This is a genomic window from Streptomyces sp. NPDC091287 (genome assembly GCF_044768525.1).
Lineage (GTDB): Bacteria > Actinomycetota > Actinomycetes > Streptomycetales > Streptomycetaceae > Streptomyces.
In genome coordinates, this window is the sequence record NZ_JBIVUV010000022.1 from 70,730 (window position 1) to 87,830 (window position 17,101).

Annotated in this window: 15 protein-coding genes, 1 pseudogene and 1 riboswitch; of the genes and pseudogenes, 7 read left to right on the plus strand and 9 right to left on the minus strand. The window is 73.0% G+C overall.

Going from position 1 to position 17,101, the window contains the following annotated elements; all coding sequences use genetic code 11:
• Nucleotides 1-8: 8 nt before the first annotated feature.
• A complete protein-coding gene (gene thrC / locus ACIQRW_RS31880) occupies nucleotides 9-1,310 on the minus strand; it encodes a threonine synthase (RefSeq protein WP_403766938.1) in 1,302 nt (433 codons plus the stop codon).
• 19 nt (nucleotides 1,311-1,329) lie between these two features.
• Nucleotides 1,330-1,457, minus strand: a riboswitch (SAM riboswitch).
• A gap of 154 nt (nucleotides 1,458-1,611) precedes the next feature.
• Here thrC and ACIQRW_RS31885 point away from each other — a divergent pair.
• Both ACIQRW_RS31885 and ACIQRW_RS31890 read left to right on the plus strand, forming a co-directional pair.
• A complete protein-coding gene (locus ACIQRW_RS31885; RefSeq protein WP_403767182.1) occupies nucleotides 1,612-2,562 on the plus strand; it encodes a glucosyl-3-phosphoglycerate synthase in 951 nt (316 codons plus the stop codon).
• Nucleotides 2,563-2,666: 104 nt separating this feature from the next.
• Nucleotides 2,667-4,067 (plus strand): trehalose-6-phosphate synthase, encoded by a 1,401-nt coding sequence (locus ACIQRW_RS31890; protein ID WP_403766941.1) that lies wholly within the window; start codon nucleotides 2,667-2,669, stop codon nucleotides 4,065-4,067.
• An 82-nt stretch (nucleotides 4,068-4,149) separates the two neighbouring features.
• On the opposite strand, the gene otsB is transcribed toward ACIQRW_RS31890, so the two are convergent.
• From otsB to ACIQRW_RS31905, 3 genes are all read right to left on the minus strand, one after another.
• Nucleotides 4,150-5,001 (minus strand): trehalose-phosphatase, encoded by an 852-nt coding sequence (gene otsB / locus ACIQRW_RS31895; RefSeq protein WP_403766944.1) that lies wholly within the window; start codon nucleotides 4,999-5,001, stop codon nucleotides 4,150-4,152.
• A gap of 127 nt (nucleotides 5,002-5,128) precedes the next feature.
• A complete protein-coding gene (locus tag ACIQRW_RS31900; protein WP_403766947.1) occupies nucleotides 5,129-7,708 on the minus strand; it encodes an FtsX-like permease family protein in 2,580 nt (859 codons plus the stop codon).
• Entirely contained in the window at nucleotides 7,702-8,529 is an 828-nt protein-coding gene (locus ACIQRW_RS31905; protein WP_403766950.1) for an ABC transporter ATP-binding protein, read from the minus strand. Before ACIQRW_RS31905 ends, ACIQRW_RS31900 begins: the two co-directional genes overlap by 7 nt.
• 135 nt (nucleotides 8,530-8,664) lie before the next feature.
• On the opposite strand from ACIQRW_RS31905, the gene ACIQRW_RS31910 reads away from it, so the two are divergent.
• The 5 genes from ACIQRW_RS31910 to ACIQRW_RS31930 all read left to right on the plus strand — a co-directional run bounded on the left by ACIQRW_RS31910 (nucleotide 8,665) and on the right by ACIQRW_RS31930 (nucleotide 13,264).
• A complete protein-coding gene (locus ACIQRW_RS31910; protein ID WP_403766953.1) occupies nucleotides 8,665-10,158 on the plus strand; it encodes a sensor histidine kinase in 1,494 nt (497 codons plus the stop codon).
• Nucleotides 10,158-10,802: a response regulator gene (locus tag ACIQRW_RS31915; protein ID WP_403766956.1), complete on the plus strand. Its 645-nt coding sequence runs from the start codon at nucleotides 10,158-10,160 to the stop codon at nucleotides 10,800-10,802. Before ACIQRW_RS31910 ends, ACIQRW_RS31915 begins: the two co-directional genes overlap by 1 nt.
• 96 nt (nucleotides 10,803-10,898) lie before the next feature.
• Nucleotides 10,899-11,843, plus strand: coding sequence for an ABC transporter ATP-binding protein (locus ACIQRW_RS31920; protein ID WP_403766959.1), 945 nt, complete (start codon nucleotides 10,899-10,901; stop codon nucleotides 11,841-11,843).
• Nucleotides 11,840-12,814, plus strand: coding sequence for an ABC transporter permease (locus ACIQRW_RS31925; RefSeq protein ID WP_403766963.1), 975 nt, complete (start codon nucleotides 11,840-11,842; stop codon nucleotides 12,812-12,814). The genes ACIQRW_RS31920 and ACIQRW_RS31925 overlap by 4 nt, the downstream gene beginning before the upstream one ends.
• Before the next feature lie 45 nt (nucleotides 12,815-12,859).
• The gene (locus tag ACIQRW_RS31930; RefSeq protein WP_018958817.1) at nucleotides 12,860-13,264 is read left to right on the plus strand and encodes a GntR family transcriptional regulator; all 405 of its coding nucleotides are present in this window, start codon (nucleotides 12,860-12,862) and stop codon (nucleotides 13,262-13,264) included.
• Nucleotides 13,265-13,387: 123 nt separating this feature from the next.
• On the opposite strand, the gene ACIQRW_RS31935 is transcribed toward ACIQRW_RS31930, so the two are convergent.
• The 5 genes and pseudogenes from ACIQRW_RS31935 to sbnB all read right to left on the minus strand — a co-directional run bounded on the left by ACIQRW_RS31935 (nucleotide 13,388) and on the right by sbnB (nucleotide 17,066).
• On the minus strand, nucleotides 13,388-14,215 hold the full coding sequence (locus ACIQRW_RS31935; RefSeq protein ID WP_403766965.1) for a thioesterase II family protein: 828 nt from the start codon (nucleotides 14,213-14,215) through the stop codon (nucleotides 13,388-13,390).
• Nucleotides 14,212-14,745 (minus strand): YbaK/EbsC family protein, encoded by a 534-nt coding sequence (locus ACIQRW_RS31940; RefSeq protein WP_403766968.1) that lies wholly within the window; start codon nucleotides 14,743-14,745, stop codon nucleotides 14,212-14,214. The genes ACIQRW_RS31935 and ACIQRW_RS31940 overlap by 4 nt, the downstream gene beginning before the upstream one ends.
• Nucleotides 14,745-14,918: pseudogene (locus ACIQRW_RS31945) on the minus strand (phosphoglycerate dehydrogenase); the annotation flags it as partial. The gene ACIQRW_RS31940 and the pseudogene ACIQRW_RS31945, both read right to left, overlap by 1 nt.
• A gap of 58 nt (nucleotides 14,919-14,976) precedes the next feature.
• Nucleotides 14,977-15,987 (minus strand): 2,3-diaminopropionate biosynthesis protein SbnA, encoded by a 1,011-nt coding sequence (sbnA, locus tag ACIQRW_RS31950; RefSeq protein ID WP_403766971.1) that lies wholly within the window; start codon nucleotides 15,985-15,987, stop codon nucleotides 14,977-14,979.
• Between the two features lie 38 nt (nucleotides 15,988-16,025).
• Complete coding sequence (gene sbnB, locus ACIQRW_RS31955; protein WP_403766973.1) at nucleotides 16,026-17,066, minus strand: 2,3-diaminopropionate biosynthesis protein SbnB; 1,041 nt, start codon at nucleotides 17,064-17,066, stop codon at nucleotides 16,026-16,028.
• Nucleotides 17,067-17,101: the final 35 nt, after the last annotated feature.

The following is a 17,101-nucleotide window of genomic DNA, read 5'->3' on the forward strand; positions in this document are numbered from 1 at the left end:
TCTGGTGATCAGCCGGCGGCGAGGCCCGCGGCGCGGAACGCGTCCAGGCTCGGCTTGATGGTGGCCGTTGCCTGCGAGGTCGCGGAGACCGCGTCCAGCGTCTTGAGCCCGTCGCCGGTGTTCAGGACGACGGTGGTGAGCGTCGGGTCGATCACGCCCGCCTCGATCAGCTTCTTCGTCACGCCGAGCGTCACGCCGCCCGCCGTCTCGCCGAAGATGCCCTCGGTGCGCGCCAGCAGCTTGATCGCGTCGACGACCTGCTCGTCGGTCACGTCCTCCACCGCGCCACCGGTGCGGCGGGCGATGTCCAGGACGTACGGGCCGTCCGCCGGGTTGCCGATGGCCAGCGACTTGGCGATGGTGTTCGGCTTCTGCGGGCGCACCACGTCGTGGCCCGCCTTGAAGGCGGCGGAGACCGGGGAGCAGCCCTCGGCCTGGGCGCCGAAGATCTTGTACGGCCTGTCCTCGACGAGGCCGAGCTTGATCAGCTCCTGGAACCCCTTGTCGATCTTCGTGAGCTGGGAGCCGGACGCGATCGGGATGACGATCTGGTCGGGCAGCCGCCAGCCGAGCTGCTCGCAGATCTCGTACGCCAGCGTCTTGGAGCCCTCGCCGTAGTACGGGCGCAGGTTGACGTTGACGAAGCCCCAGCCCTCGCCGAGCGGGTCGCCGATGAGCTCGGAGCAGAAGCGGTTGACGTCGTCGTAGTTGCCCTCGATGCCGACCAGCTCACCGCCGTACACCGCGGCCATGACGACCTTGCCCTGCTCCAGGTCGTGCGGGATGAACACGCAGGAGCGCAGTCCGGCCCGGGCGGCGGCGGCGCCGACGGCTCCGGCCAGGTTGCCCGTGGAGGAGCAGGAGAGGGTGGTGAAGCCGAAGGCGCGGGCGGCCTCGACGGCGATGGCGACGACACGGTCCTTGAAGGAGTGCGTCGGGTTGCCGGAGTCGTCCTTCACGTACAGGCCGCCGGTGACGCCCAGCTCACGGGCGAGGTTGTCGGCCTTGACGAGCTTGGTGAAGCCGGGGTTGATGTTGGGCTTCTCCGCGACATCCGCGGGCACCGGCAGCAGCGGAGCGTAGCGCCAGATGTTGTTCGGGCCGGCCTCGATGCGCTTCCGCAGCTCCTCCGGGGAGCCGGTGGGCAGGTCGTAGGCCACTTCCAGCGGCCCGAAACAGGACGCACAGGCGAAAAGGGGGCCGAGCTCGAAACGCTCGCCGCACTCGCGGCAGGAAAGCGCCGCGGCGGGGCCGAGATCGACGGCCGGGGCGGAAGAAGCGGTGTTACCTGCAACGGTCTGAACAGCCATGATGGCGGAGGTCCCTTTCTCCTCATCTTCCCTGCGACGCATTTCGCCGCAAGACGGAATTGGCACCTTCCCCACCGTGACCTCGCGGTCGGCAGGAGGGTTGCCGGGACTTCAACGGGCCGTTCCCTCAGTCCCTCTGGATGAGCTCTTATGGCGCTGGATCTTCGATCCAGGCGTTTATGCGCGCTCCGACCCCGACATGCGACGGCCATACGCGTTGTTCAAGACTGTAACCGAAGCACCGGACCGTTGAGATAGTCGTCCGAACCGCGAGATGGATCACACACAGGGAGTGCCGACCGTGCTCGAAGAGGTGGAACGCTGGCTGACCAGGCGTTCCTGGTCGTCCGGCGACCGCCCGCTGAACCGGCTCACCGACGCCCGGGACGCCGATCCGCGCGTCACGTCCGTGAGCGTGGTGCTGCCCGCGCTGAACGAGGAGGCCACGGTCGGCGCGATCGTGGCGACGATCCGCCGGGAGCTGATGGAGAAGGTCCGGCTCGTCGACGAACTCGTGGTGATCGACTCCGGCTCCACCGACGCCACGGCCGCCGTGGCCCGGGCGGCGGGCGCCCGCGTGGTCCACCGGGACGCGATCCTGCCCCGGATCCCGGCCCTGCCCGGCAAGGGCGAGGTGCTGTGGCGGTCACTCCTGGTGACCAGCGGCGAGATCGTCTGCTTCATCGACGCCGACCTCAGGGACTTCTCCGCGGACTTCGTCTCGGGCACGGTCGGACCGCTGCTCACCGACCCGTCCGTCCAGTTCGTCAAGGCGATGTACGACCGCCCGCTCGGTGACAGCGCAGGTCAGGGCGGCCGGGTCACCGAGCTGGTGGCGCGCCCGCTGCTCAATCTGCACTGGCCCCAGCTGGCCGGGTTCGTGCAGCCGCTGGGCGGCGAGTACGCGGTGCGGCGGTCCCTGCTGGAGCGGCTGCCGTTCCCCGTCGGTTACGGAGTGGAGCTGGGGCTGCTGGTGGACGCGCTGCACACGGTGGGCCTGGACGCCCTGGGCCAGGTCGACGTCGGCGTACGCAGACACCGCCACCAGGACGGGCAGGCGCTGGGCCGGATGGCGGCGGCGATCTACCGTACGGCGCAGCTGCGGCTCTCCCGGGGCCATCTGGTGCGGCCCGCGCTGACCCAGTTCGAGCGCGGCGAGGACGGCTTCGTGCCCCGCACCCATGCGGTGGACACGGAGGAACGGCCGCCGATGCGGGAGATCGCGGAGTACGCGGAACGCCACGCTGCCTGAGGGCGGTGTGAGCCCGGCGAGCGGCCGGTGCGCGCCGGGCACCGTTCGGGGTGGGAGGACCGGGAGGCGTTTGGGGGCTTCCCGAACGGGCTAGGTTCCGCAACATGGTCTCCGAGCACGCCGAACCCGCAGCCGCCTCCACCGCCCAGGTCCTCGTCGCGTCCAACCGCGGCCCCGTCTCGTACACGCTCGGCGAGGACGGGACGCTCGACGCCAAGCGCGGCGGCGGTGGTCTCGTCTCCGGGCTGAGCGCCGTCGACGACAAGCTGTGGGTCTGCGCGGCCCTCGGCGACGGGGACCGCGAGGCGGTGCGGCGCGGGGTCGGTGAGGCCGGCGTGCGGATGCTCGACATCGACGCGGAGGTGCACGCCGACGCGTACAACGGCATCGCCAACTCGGTGCTGTGGTTCGTCCACCACCTGCTCTACCAGACGCCCGTGGAGCCGGTCTTCGACGCGGAGTTCCGCCGCCAGTGGACCTCCTACGAGACGTACAACCGGGCCTTCGCCGAGGCGCTCGCCCAGGAGGCGGGACCGGGGGCGTCGGTCCTCGTCCAGGACTACCACCTGGCCCTGGTCCCCGGCATGCTCCGTGAGCTGCGCCCGGACCTCAGGATCGGCCACTTCTCGCACACCCCGTGGGCGCCCGTCGACTACTACCGGCTGCTGCCCGACGACATCGCGGAGCAGTTGCTGCGCGGCATCCTCGGCGCGGACCGGGCCGCGTTCCTGACCCGCCGCTGGGCGGACGCGTTCATCGGCTGCTGCACGGAGATCCTCGGCGGGACGGGCCGGACCAGGATCGGGGTGCACGGCCTGGGGGCCGACGCGGACTTCCTGCGTCGGCGCTCGCACGAGGCCGACGTGGACGAGCGGATGTCGGCGCTGCGGGAGCAGGTGGGCGAGGGCCGGAAGACCATCGTCCGGGTGGACCGCACCGAGCTGTCCAAGAACATCGTGCGCGGTCTGCACGCCTACCGGGCCCTGCTGGACGCCCGTCCCGAGTGGCGCGAGCGCGTCGTGCACATCGCCTTCGCCTACCCCTCCCGGCAGGACCTCGCCGTCTACCGGGACTACACGGCGGCGGTGCAGGCCCTGGCCACGGAGATCAACGGGGCGTACGGCACGGAGGGTTGGACGCCGGTCGTGCTGCACGTCAAGGACGACTTCGCGCGCTCGCTGGCCGCGTACCGGCTGGCGGACGTGGCTCTGGTCAACCCGATCCGCGACGGGATGAACCTGGTCGCCAAGGAGGTCCCCGTCGTCTCCGACCACGGCTGCGCGCTGGTGCTGTCGCGGGAGGCGGGGGCGTACGAGGAGCTGGGCGAGGACGCGATCGTGGTGAACCCGTACGACGTGGTGGGCACGGCCGAGGCCCTGCACGAGGCGCTGACGATGAGCGCCGACGAGCGGTCCGGCCGCACAAAGCGACTGGCCGAGGCGGCGACGGCGCTGCCGCCCCAGCAGTGGTTCCTGGACCAGCTGGAGGCGCTGCGGCAGGGGTGAGCCGGTCTCCTGACGCGGGCTCACCCCTGGGCGAGCCGGTCTCCTGTATACGGCCTCCTTTATACGGCCTCCTGTGTACGGCTCAGAGCCGCTCGGCCAGCGCCGCCAGGAAGGCGACCACCGCGGCCGGGCCCGGCACCGACAGGTCGGCCCGCTCGGCCAGTTCGGGCACCTCGGTGCTGCCGCTGCACACCAGGAGGCCGGGGATGCCGTCCGGGCCCTCGGTCCGCAGCTTCTCCACCGCGGCGAACGCGGCGAGGTCCCCGAGGTCGTCGCCCGCGTAGATCACGGACTCGGCGTCCAGCTCCGTGACGAACGTGGCGAGCGCGACGCCCTTGTCCATGCCGGGCGGGCGCAACTCCAGGACCAGGCGGCCCGGTTCGACGACCAGCCCGTGTTTCGCCGCCAGCTCGCCGAGGGGACCGCGCAGCGCCTCGAAGGCCGCCTGCGGGTCATCGGCACGCCGGGTGTGGACGGCGACCGCCTGCCCCTTCTCCTCGATCCAGGTGCCGTGCCAGGAGTCGAACTCGTGCAGTACGCCGGGGAGTTCGGCCCGCGCGGCAGCGACGCCGGGGTGGGGGGCGGGGGTGTTCACGGTGCCGGTCACGGCGTCCCAGCGTTCGGCGCCGTAATGTCCGAGCACGACGAGGTGCTCCAGCCCGGGGACTCCCGCGAAGCCTCCGTAGCGCACCGCGACACCCGCCGGGCGGCCGGTGATCACCGCGATGGCGGCGACCTTCGGCGCGAGCGCGGCGAGCGCGGCGACCGTGCCGGGGTGGGCGCGGGCCTGCTCGGGGTCCGGGACGATGTCGGCGAGCGTGCCGTCGAAGTCGAGGGCGACGACCGCGCGGTCGGGCCGGGCGAGAACGGCGTCGAGGCCCTCGCGGCCGGCCGGGGTGGTCGGGTTCGGCAGATGTGCGGAGTGGCTGCCCATGGGGCGAGCCTATGCCCTGGAGGGGTTGTTCACGAGTGTTGTCGATCCGTCGACGGCTGCTCGCGGGCCCCGGTGAGCGGCCGACGACGACTACTCCCGGGCGCCGGCGAGCGGCCGCCGACGACGACTACTCGCGGGCGCCCGCGAGTTCGACCGGCCGGGTCCGCAGGGCGAGCGAGGCCGGCAGGGCGGCGGAGACGGCGGCCAGGAGCGCGGCGGCCGCGACGACGAGGCCGAGCGTTCCCCACGGCACGACGACGGCGGACGTGACGCCCAGCAGTACCAGCGCACCCCACACCACCAGCAGGTTCACCGCCGCGACCACGCCCCCGAGCACGGCGCCCACCCCGACCGCCACCACCGCCTCGGCCGCGACGAGCCGCAGGACCTGGGGGACGGTGGCCCCGGCGAGGCGGAGCACGGCGAGATCGCGGACCCGGTCGGAGGTGGCCATGACCAGGGTGTTGGCCAGGGCCGTCGCCGTGGAGAGCAGGGCGATGGCGAGGATCATCCGGAGACCGGTCCTGGTGGAGTCGTTTGTCCCCGGGCCGTTCGCGGCCAGCCATTCGGCCCGGGTCGTGACCCGTGTCCCGGTGGCCGCGCCGGCGGTGTGCAGCGCGGCGGCGACGGCCCGCCGTTCAGCGCCCTCGGCGACCTTGACGTCGATCCGGTCGACGCCCGCTCCCCCGGCGTTGCGCGGGGTGACGTAGACGCCGTTGTCGCCGGTTCCGGTGGCCAGGACGGCGGCGATCCGCAGCGAGGCCCTACGCCCGTCGCCCAGCCAGACGGTGACCCGGTCACCGACCCGTGTGGTCAGCCACTCCTCGTTGACGACGATCGCGTCGTCGTCGAGATCGGCGAGCCGGCCCGCCGTGACGGGCAGCTCCGACACGGCGGCCAGCCGGGCGGGGTCGACCGCGCGGGCCTCGGAGGTGACGAGGGCCGTGTCCTCTTCGAGGACCGTGACGGCCGTGGAGCGCGAGACGCTGACCACGGCTCCCTCGACAGCCCGCGCCCGCTCCACGAAGGCGGGCGCCGGAGGCCGGCCCTCCTGTCCCGACGTCACCACGAAGTCGGCGGTCGTGGCGGTGCGCGCCTCGGTGGCCCTGGCCTCCTCCAGGGTGGCGACGGTGCCCGTCAGAGTGGCGGCGAGGGCGACGGTGATGAGGACGGGCGCGGCGACGGCCGCGGTCCTGCGCACCCCGGCGGCGGTGTTCTCCCGGACCAGTACGCCGGTGGCGCCGGGCAGCCGTGCGGGCAGCCAGGTCAGCAGCCGGCCGACGGGGCGCACCAGGACGGGGGCCAGGAGGGCGCAGCCGACGATGAGGAGCATGGGCCGGGTGACGTAGGACTTGCGGCCCAGCAGGTCGCCGGGGTCGACGGCCAACGCCAGTGCGGGCAGGCCCAGTCCGGCGAGCAGGATCAGGCCGGCGGCCGCCCAGCGGCTCGCCGGCATGACACGGCTGTCGACGGCCGCCTCGCGCAGCGCCTCGGTCGGGGCGGTCCGCCCTGCCCGGTGGCAGGAGACGAGGGCCGCCGCCGTGGCGACGAACACCCCGGTCCAGAAGGCGGTGTGCAGCGGCCAGGAGGCGTCACCGAGGGCGAACCGGGGCGGTGCGAGGCCCGCTTCGGCCATCCGGCCGACGAGCAGGGGCGCGCCCCTGGCTCCGAGCCACGCGCCCGCGGCCGAGGCGAGGACTCCGACGACGGCCGCTTCGGCGCACACCGTACGGCGGAGCCGGCCGGGCGTCGCACCGACCGTGCGCAACAGGCCGAACTCCCGGCGCCGTTGGGCCACGGCGAACGAGAACGTCGAGGCCACGACGGCGGCGGAGACGAACAGGGTGATGCCCGCCGCGGTGCCGAGCAGGGCGTTGACGGAGACCAGGGCCCGGGCGTCGCGGTCGGGGTCGGGGTCGGCGCGGCGGCGGTCGTGGCCGGTGAGGACGTCCATGCCGCTGTCCGTCCCGAGCGCCCGGCGTACGGCGGTGGCGTCGGCGTGCACCACGAGGGCGTCGATGTCCGGGGAGATCCGGGTGGCCTCGTCGTCGGTGAAGAAGACGGCGTCCTCGAAGCCCCGGCCGGCCACGGTGCCGACGACGGTCCGAAGGCCGTTCCCGGCCGGGGTGCGGACCTGGACGCGGTCACCGGTACGGAGCCGGTCGCCGCCGGGCCGAGTGGTGACGACGACCTCGCCGGGGGCGGCGGGGGCCCGGCCCGAGGTGAGGCGGTACGGGGCCGCGGCGGCGACCGGCCACGGGTGCCCGACCCGGGCCTCGGCGTCCTGACCGGTGCGCGGCTTCCTGACGGGAGGGCCGGTGTGCGGCTCCTCGGCGCCGGGGCCGGTGCGCGGAGCCATGACGGCAGAACCGGTACGCGGAGCCGTGACGTCCACCGGGAACGTCCGGTCCTCCACCGTGCGGCCGAGGGCGGCCAGCCGGTCGGCGATCCGCTCGCCGACCGGCCCGGGGTGGTGGAGCGGCTTGCTCCGGGTCCCGGTCGGGGTGTCGACGCGGAGGTGATCGGCGGCCCGGACGACGACGGGGGCGGCGGCGAACCGTTCGGGGCCCCGCTCCGGGGCGTCGAACGTCGCGGCGAGGGCGAGTCCGGTGGCCGCGATCAGGCCCACCCCCAGGGCCAGGGCGACGAACGACCCGACGAAGGTGACCCAGCGCGTGCGCATCCCGCGCAGTGCGAGCATCAGCACGGGACCACCGCCGGGCCGGGGGAGCCCATCGGGGCCGCCGGGGCGGCGCCCGCCGCCATGCGGGCGGCGACCCGCTCCGCCGTGGGCGCCTCCAGCTCGTCCCGGATGCGGCCGTCGGCGAGGAAGACGACCCGGTCGGCGAAGGAGGCGGCGACCGGGTCGTGGGTCACCATGATCACGGTGCGCCCCTCGTCGGTCATCGCACGCAGCAGGCCGAGCACCACTCGCCCGGCGGTGGAGTCCAGGGCCCCGGTCGGTTCGTCGCCGAAGAGCACCTCGGGCCGGGTCACCAGGGCGCGGGCGATCGCCACCCGCTGCTGCTGGCCGCCGGAGAGCTCGCCGGGCCGGTGGCCGGCCCGGTCGCGCAGCCCGACCCGGTCCAGCGCGTGGAGCACCTCGGCCCCGCGCGGCCGCCGGCCGGCGAGCCGCAGGGGCAGGGCCACGTTCTGCGCGGCGGTCAGGGAGGGCAACAGGTTGAACGCCTGGAAGACGAAGCCGATCCGCTCCCGGCGCAGCCGGGTCAGCCGGGCCTCGCTCAGCCCGGTCAGATCGGTGTCGCCGAGCAGCACCCGGCCGCCGGTCGGCCGGTCCAGCCCCGCGACGCAGTGCAGGAGCGTCGACTTGCCGGAGCCGGATGGCCCCATGACGGCGGTGAACGTACCGCGGTTGATGGTCAGGCTGACGTCGTCGAGCGCTTTCACCGCGCTGCCTTCGCGGCCTTCGCGGCCTTCGCGGCCTTCGCGGCCTTCGCGGCCGTAGGAACGGGTCACGGACCGGAGCCGAACGGCCGGTGGCCGGCCGGCACTCGCTGCTGGATTCATGGGGTCCACTCAACCGGCGGCGCTCGCACGGCACATCGCAGCGAGAGGGGGCTCCCGTGGTGGAGCCAGCTCCACCACGGGAGGGGCAGAGAACAGGGTGGCCCGCCCGGGGGACGGTCTCGTAGCGTGCCCGGCATGCTCTCCCCCAGCCCACCGCCCGCAACCCCGGAGCCCCCGCCGCGCGCGTCCCCGGAGCCCCCGCCGCGCGCGTCCCCGGAGACCCCGCTGCCCACGTCCCCGGAGACCCACCCGCCCGCGCCCCCGGAGACCCGGGCGACGGCCCTTCCCCGGGCCGCCCTCCAAGCTGCCCCCGGGTCCCTCCCCCGGGCCCTGTCCCGCCGGCTCCTGAGCGGCCGGCCGTGGCGTGCCGCGCTCTACCTCCTGACCAGCGTGCCCCTCGGCGTCGCGACACTGGTGGCGCTGCTCCTGCTGGCGGTCGCGGGCAGCGCGCTGACCGTCCTCGTCATCGGCGTGCCGCTGCTGCTGACGCTCGTCCTCGCCGGGATTCCGCTGGCCGCGCTGGAGCGGCGCAGGCTCCGGCTGATCGACCCGGCGCCCCTCCTCGATCCGCACCGCGAACCGCCCGAGCCGGGCCTGGCGTCCTGGCTGCGGACCCGGCTCCAGGAGCGGTGCACCTGGCGGGAGTTGGCGTACGCGCTGCTCTTCGCGTTCGTCCTGTGGCCGCTGGAGGCGCTGGCCGTCGGCAGCGTCCTGCTGGTGTGCGGCGGGCTGATCGGGACCCCGGTGATGATGGCGGCGGGCGGGGACGGGGAGGCGCGCGTCCTGAAGCTCTGGCTCGCCGACTCCTGGCCGGAGGCGTTCGCGGTGCTGCTGGCGGGGGTGGTGCTGCTGCCGTTGCTGACCTGGCCGCTGGGGGTGGTGGCCCGGGGCCGGGCCGTACTGACCCGGGCGCTGCTCTCGCCGCCGGACTCCGCGCTCGACTCCCGGATCGCGGAGCTGGACCGGTCGCGGACGCGGCTGGTGGACGCGTTCGAGGCGGAGCGCCGCCGTATCGAGCGCGACCTGCACGACGGGGCGCAGCAGCGGCTGGTGGCCCTCTCCATGACGCTGGGCCTCGCCCGGCTGGAGCGGCCCGCCGAACCGCTGGGCGGGCTGTTGGACCGGGCGCACGAGGAGGCGTCGGTCGCGCTGGTGGAGATCCGCGAGCTGATCCACGGAATCCACCCCCACATCCTCACCGACCGAGGGCTGGAGGCCGCCGTCGAGGACCTGGCGGACCGCTCGCCGGTCCCGGTCGAGGTGCTCCTGGCCGTACCGGGCCGGCTGCCCCAGGCTGTCGAGACCGCGGTCTACTTCGCGGTCAGCGAGGCCCTGGCGAACGTCGCGAAGCACAGCGGTGCGAACCGTGTGACGGTGACCGGCGTGACCACGAGGAGGTGGCTCACGGTGGAGGTCGAGGACGACGGGCGCGGGGGCGCGCGACTGGGCGGGACGGCCGACGGGAGCGGGAGCGGGCCGGCGGGCGGGAGCGGCGGCGGGACGGGCCTCCAGGGCGTCGCCGATCGCCTCTCGGTGCTGGGCGGGACCCTGCTACTGTCCAGTCCGCCCGGGGGGCCGACGGTGTTCCGGCTGGAGGTGCCCTGCCCGCCCACCCGATCGAGGACCTGATGCCGCGCGTCGTACTGGCCGAGGACAGCGTGCTCCTGCGCGAGGGCCTGGTCGGCCTGCTGGAACGCTTCGGGCACCGGGTCCTCGCCGCGGTGGGCACCGCCGACGAGCTGACGGCCGCCGCTCTGGAGCACCGCCCGGACATCGTGGTGACCGACGTCCGGATGCCGCCCGGCTTCTCGGACGAGGGCCTGCGGGCCGCGGTCGCGCTGCGGCAGAAGCTGCCGGGACTGCCGGTGCTGGTGCTCAGCCAGTACGTCCAGCGCGCCTACGCCGAGGACCTGCTGGACGCCTCGGACGGTACGGGGGTGGGCTACCTGCTCAAGGAGCGCATCGGCCACGTCGAGGAGTTCGCCGACGCGCTGCGCCGGGTGTCCGAGGGCGCCACGGTGGTGGACCCCGAGGTCGTACGGCAGCTGATCCGGCGCCGCCGCGACCCGCTCGCCCGGCTCACCGCCCGTGAGGTGGAGGTGCTCGCGCTGATGGCGGAGGGCCGGTCCAACGCGTCCGTCGCCGAGGCCCTGCACGTCGGCGAGGGCACGGTCAGCAAGCACTTCGGGTCGATCCTCACCAAGCTCGATCTCGACGTCTCGGACGCCACCAACCGCCGGGTGCTCGCGGTCCTGGCGTTCCTGCGCGGCTGAGCCCACCGCCCCTCCCTCTCGCTGGTCAGGCTTGACAGTCATTCCCTCACGACTCCATGATTCCATTAATTGACTCATGGAATTGAGGTGAGGCGCGTGGCGGACACGGGCACTCCGAACGCGACGTCCGGCAGCTGGGCGCTGGAAGCCCGCGGCCTGGGCAAGCGCTACCGGCGCGGCTGGGCGCTGCGCGACTGCTCCTTCCGGATCCCGGCCGGCCGCATCTGCGGTCTGGTCGGCCCGAACGGGGCGGGCAAGAGCACCCTGCTCGGACTGGCGACCCGGCAGGTGCAGCCGACCACCGGCGAACTGCGGGTCTTCGGCGTACCGGTCGACGACCCCGCCGTGATGCCCACGTTCGCGTTCCTCGGCCAGGAGAAGCCGCTGTTCAAGCGGTTCAGCGTGGCCGACACCCTGCGCATGGGCGCCGAGCTGAACCCCGCCTGGGACGCGGCCGCGGCGACGCGGATCGTCCGCTCGGGCAACATCCCGCTGCACGCGAGGGTCGGCACGCTCTCCGGCGGCCAGCGCACCCGCGTGGCCTTCGCGCTCGCCTTCGGCAAACGGCCGGACCTGCTGCTCCTGGACGAGCCGATGTCGGACCTCGACCCGCTGGCCCGCGACGAGATGAGCACCCTGCTGATGGCGGAGGCCGTCGAGCGCGGCACCACGGTGGTGATGTCCTCGCACATGCTCACCGAGCTGGAGGACATGTGCGACTACCTGCTGGTCGTCTCCGAGGGCCGGATCCGGATGGCCGGTGACGCCGACGCGCTGGTCCCGGCCCACGCGCTGGTCACCGGGGTGGCCCGGGACGGCTCGCTGCCGCCCGAGCTGGCCGACCACACCGTCGTCGAAACCCGCCTCCAGGGGCGGCAGTTCCAGGCGATGATCCGGCCGAAGGCTCCGCTCCCGGCCGACTGGGAGAGCGCCGAGCCCTCCCTGGAGGAAGTCCTCCTCGCCCATCTCCGCTCCCCGGACGCGCCCTCGCTCTACACCCAGGGCGCCCGCGTCGAGGCCGAAGGGACCCAGGCCGCATGAGCACCCCCCTCACCGAGAAGCCCGCCGAACCCGACTCCGGACGCCGCCTGCTGCGCGGGATGCCATGGCTCGTCGTACGCCAGCACCGGACCGCGCTGGCCTGCGTCCTCGGCCTCACGCTGCTGGCCGCGCTCTGGATCGTGTACGAGCGCAACGAGCTGGTCCAGCTGCTCGACGCGAAGGGCTGGCCGGAGAAGGACGCGGGCCAGCCACTGGAGAACGACCGCGGCTACAACTACATCACCTCCATCCTCGGCGGCCTCCCCCTGATCCTCGCCGTCTTCGTCGGCGCCCCGCTGATCGCGGGCGACCAGGAGAACGGCACCGCGCAGCTCGTCACCACCCAGTCGGCGACCCGCCGCCAGTGGCTGATCGCCAAGCTGGGCCTGGCCTACGCCCTCGCGCTGGTCTCCGGCGTGGTGCTGTCGGCGCTGTTCACCTGGTGGTGGAAGCCGTACCGCTCGGTCTTCCTCAGCGAGTGGATCGACGGCGTCATCTTCGACAACACCGGGCCCGTCCTGCCCGCGTTCCTCCTCTTCCTCACCGCGGCCGGCATCACCATCGGCACCCTGATCCGCCGGGTACTCCCGGCCATGGTGGTCACGTTCCTCTTCACGGCGATCACCACCATGTTCGTCTGGGACGAGGTGCGCCGACGCCTCGGCGACACGCACGTCTTCACCTACCCGATGGGCACCGAACTCCCGGCCCGCTACGCCGAGGCGTACGAGGTGGACCGCTGGGTCGGCAGCGCCGACGGGACCCTGTACGGCTGGGGCACCTGCGCCGAGGCGACCGAGAAGGCGCAGAACGCGTGCATCAAGGAACACGGCATCGTCAACGACGTGATCGAATACCTCGACTACAGCCAGATGGCGTCGATGCAGTGGACCGCGGCAGGCATCCTGCTCGCCGGAACGGCCCTGCTCACGGCGTTCATCCTGTGGCGGGTCACCCGCCGCCCGCTGTGAACACCACCCGCTCCTCCTACGTAAAATGTCGCAATCGAGCGGAAGGTGAAGACCGTGGTCGTGTTCCGCATCGACCGGCGCAGTGGAGTGGCGACCTATCTCCAGATCGTCCGGCAGGTCGAGCAGGCGCTGCGCATGGGCGCGCTGGAGGAGGGTGACCGGCTGCCCACCGCCGCCCAGGTCGCCGCCACCACCAAGGTCAACCCGAACACGACCCTGAAGGCCTACCGCGAACTGGAACGCATGGGCCTCGCCGAGGTGCGCCAGGGAGCGGGCACGTTCATCACCCGCTCCCTCGCCCAGCCCCAGTCCGGCCCCGGCTCACCGCTGCGCTCCGCGCTCGCCGAGTGGCTGGACCGGGCCCGCGCCGAGGGCCTCACCGGGCAGGACGTCACGGCCCTGTTCCACGCGGCGTTCGAGAGCGCGTACCCGGGCGAGGCGCCGGACTGACCGGCCCGGACCGACCGACCCGGGCTGACCGACGCGGGCTGACCGACCCGGACGGACCGGCGCCGGTCAGGCGCGGTTGTAGCGGTAGCCGCTGCCGTGGGCGGGGCCCCGGGGGCCGGCGCTTCATACGGAGCCCGGCCGGAGCGCGGTCGGGGAAGGGCGGGGGTCGCCGTCGGCGGAGCGCAGCCGGGCGAGGACCGACCGGAGCAGCGGCTCGTGCTGCTCGACCAGGTAGAAATGGCCTCCGGGCAGGACGTCCAGGCGGAAGCCGCCGGACGCGACGTCGGACCACGCCGACATGTCCTCCACCGAACTGCTCGGGTCCTCGTCCCCGATGTACGCGTAGACGGGACAGCCGACCGGATCGGCGGGGCGCGGTCCATAGGTCCCGACGATCGTGAAGTCGGCGCGGATGGCGGGCAGGACGATCTCCCGGAGGTCCGGGTCGCCCAGGACCGACTCGTCGGTGCCGCCGAGCCGGCGCACCTCCTCGATCAGCGCGTCGTCGCCCTGTTCGTGCAGGGCCCGCGGAGCCAGACGGTGCGGCGGCCTGCGGCTCGACACGTGCAGAGCCGCCGGAACCCTGCCGTGCAGGCGTCCCAGGCGCAGCGCCACCTCGTAACCGAGCGAGGCTCCCATGCTGTGGCCGAAGAGCGACAGCGGTACGTCGTGGAAGGGGAGGACCGCTTCGGTCACCCGGTCGGCCAGCTCGTCCATCGCCGTGATGCAGGGGTCGCCCAGCCGGTCGTGGCGTCCGGGGTAGCGCGCGACCAGCAGCTCCGTACCGCTGTCGAACGCGGTGCCCCAGGAGTGGAAGAAACCGGCCGAGCCGCCCGCGTGCGGCAGGACCAGCAGCCTGCGGCGGACGCCCGCCGTCGCGGGGTAGCGGCGCAGCCATCCGTCCGCGACGACGTTCGATGGCGGTGCGGTGCGGTGGGCGGCGACGTTCATCCGGTCATCCTTGGGGCTGTGAGGCTCGGGGCGATGGGCAGTCGGTCGACGGAGAGCCGGGTGATGGGGTGTACCCGCGGCAGGGCCATCGCCACGTAGTCCTCCGTGGCCAGGGCCACCGACCGGTCGAGGCGTGCCGCGTTGAAGAAGATCTCGTCGTGGACCAGCAGTCCGGGGTCTGCCACCAGTTCGAGTTCGGGGTGGCGTGCGAAGGGCATCACCGATCCGCTGACGCTGCCCGCCAGCCGCTCGGCCACGTCGCGCGTCGCGAACGACGCCTCCTTGCCCGCGTACATGTCCCGGAGCACGTCCAGGTCGACCTTGCGGTCACCGGGCACGACCGCCAGGACGTACCGCCGGGACCGCCGGCCCGTGGCGACCCGGACGACCAGACATTTGGCCGCCTGGGCGAGGGAGTGCTGACGCAGGACGCTGGCGAGGTCCGTGCGGCCCTCCGGGGCGTGGTCCATCAGCCGGAACCGCGCCTGCCTGCGTTCCAGCTGGTCCAGCAGCCAGTCGTAGCCATTCATCCGGTCCGCTCCAGGCCCCGGGCGCGGGCGTTGTCCAGGCCGGCCCCGGCCCGGCCGATCACCTTGAGCCTCCGGTCGGCGCCGGAACAGCTCAGGATCTCGACATCCGACCCGAGGGTGTCGACGGTGGCGGGAGAGAGTTCCTCGGCGATCAGAACGATTGGCTTGTGCACGACGCTATTCCTTGTCTCGAAGAGAGCGATGAGGTGTCCCGTGCGGACCTGTGCGGGCTCAGCCGGCGCTCGTCACCAGAGGAGGCAGGTCGGCCGGGGCCGCGGGGACGGCGTCCCAGGTGTGCGGTGCGCCGAAGCGCTCCTCCACCCACGCGGGGTCGTACACCGAGTCGAGATAGCGGTCGCCCTGGTCCGGGGAGAGGGCGACCGCGGTGAGCCGCTCCTCGTCGGGCCGGCCGGCCAGCCAGCGCAGCGCGCCGCTCACGACCGTCCCGGTGGAGCCGCCGAACAGGAAGCCTCGCTGCGCGAGGGTGTGGCAGCTCTCCAGGGTGTCCCGCTCGGGCACCATCACGACGTCGTCGACGAGCCCGTCGTCGAGCAACTGGGGCCGTACACCCGCCCCGAGGCCGGGTATGTGCCGGGTCAGGGCGGGGCCGCCGAAGGTCACGGAGCCGACGCTGTCGACGGCCACGATCCTCGTCCGCGGCCGCGTCTCGCGGAAGTAGCGGGCGCAGCCCATGAGGGTCCCGGTGGTTCCGGCGCCGACGAAGAGCACGTCCAGCTCCGGGAACTGGGCGGCGACGGCTGGGCCGGTCGACCGGTAGTGCGCGAGCCAGTTGTGCGGGTTCACGTACTGGTTGAGCCACACGTAGTTGGGGTCGTAGTCGACGAGCCGCTGTACGTAGTCGATGCGGGCGCCCAGCAGGCCCCGGTGCTTGTCGGGGCGCGAGATGACCAGCACCCGGGCGCCGAACGACTCCATCAGGCGGCGGCTGGCCGGGTTGCAGCGGCTGTCGGTGACGCAGACGAAGCCGTATCCCCGGTGGGCCGCGATCATGCTGAGCGCCACACCGAGATTGCCGGACGAGGACTCCACAAGCACGTCGCCCGGGGTGAGCGTGCCTTCGCGTTCGGCGGCCAGCACCATTTCCAGGGCGGCCTTCAGCTTGACCGAGCCCGCGAGATTGATCCCCTCGCACTTGAGAAACAGGGGGACGTCGAAGACGGGCAGCAGATCCACGAAGACGTCGTCGACGTTTATTTCGTAGGGAGCGGATATGACCGTCACTTCATCACCGTTTCTCAATCAGTCAGTCAGGCAGGCAGTCAGGCGCGGGCGCGACCGTAGCGGTCGAGCTCGTGGAAGAAACCGTCGACGACGCCGAGTACGCCCGCGTCGCGCAGCTGGTCGTGGACGTAGCGGCCGAGGGCGATGTCGAGCACGCCGAGACCGAACGGCGAGAACACGACGGGGCGGTCCCCGGGCAGCTCGACCCGGCCCTCGATCACGTCGCAGAGGGTGCCGTTGATGAAGTCGCGGTTCCCGGTGAGCTGTTCGGTCAGGTGGGGGGAGGTGTCCGCCTTCAGGCAGTGCTCGACGTCGTCGACGATGTTGGCGGACGCGAGCAGGATCTCCGGCGCCAGGTCCCGCAGCGACACGTTGAGGACCAGCGGGTTGTGGGCGAACCAGGAGGGGTCGTGCACATGGGGGCTCCCGGCGACGGTGGCGAAGACCACCAGGTCACTTTCCCGGATCAGTTCCTCGGCCGTCCCGTGCACCACGACGGGGGCGTCCCCGCGCCCGCCGAGGTAGTCCGCGAACGCCTCGCCGTGCGCCGCGGACAGGTCGTGAACGCCGAGCTCGTCGAAGGTCCAGCCGGTGGCCTCCAGGTAGTGGTGGACATAGCGGGCGATGAGGCCGGTGCCGATGAAGCCGATGCGGCGCGGGCGTTCGGCCCCGCTGAGCCGGTCGGCGGCGAGGGCCGCCGAGGCGGCGGTCCTGGAGGCGCTGATGATGGAGCTCTCCAGGCAGGCGAACGGATAGCCCGTCGCGTGGTCGTTGAGGATGAGGACGGCGGAGGCCCGCGGGATGCCCGCGGCCACGTTCTCCGGGAAGCTGGAGATCCACTTCAGGCCGTCGGTGGGACGGTCGCCGCCCACCGAGGCGGGCAGGGCGATGATCCGGGAGCTGGGGCGGTCCGGGAACCGCAGGAAGTACGAGGGCGGATTGACCGAGTCGCCCCGGCCGTGCAGCCGGTAGACGTCCTCGACCAGGTTCACGACCTGCTTCTCGCTGCCGGTGAGAACCTGTGCCACCTGTGCGCCGGTGATGACGGCGAAGGACGGCACGAGCGGCTGGTGGGACATGGGACTCCATCCATGGGCTGGAGGTGCGGTGGGAA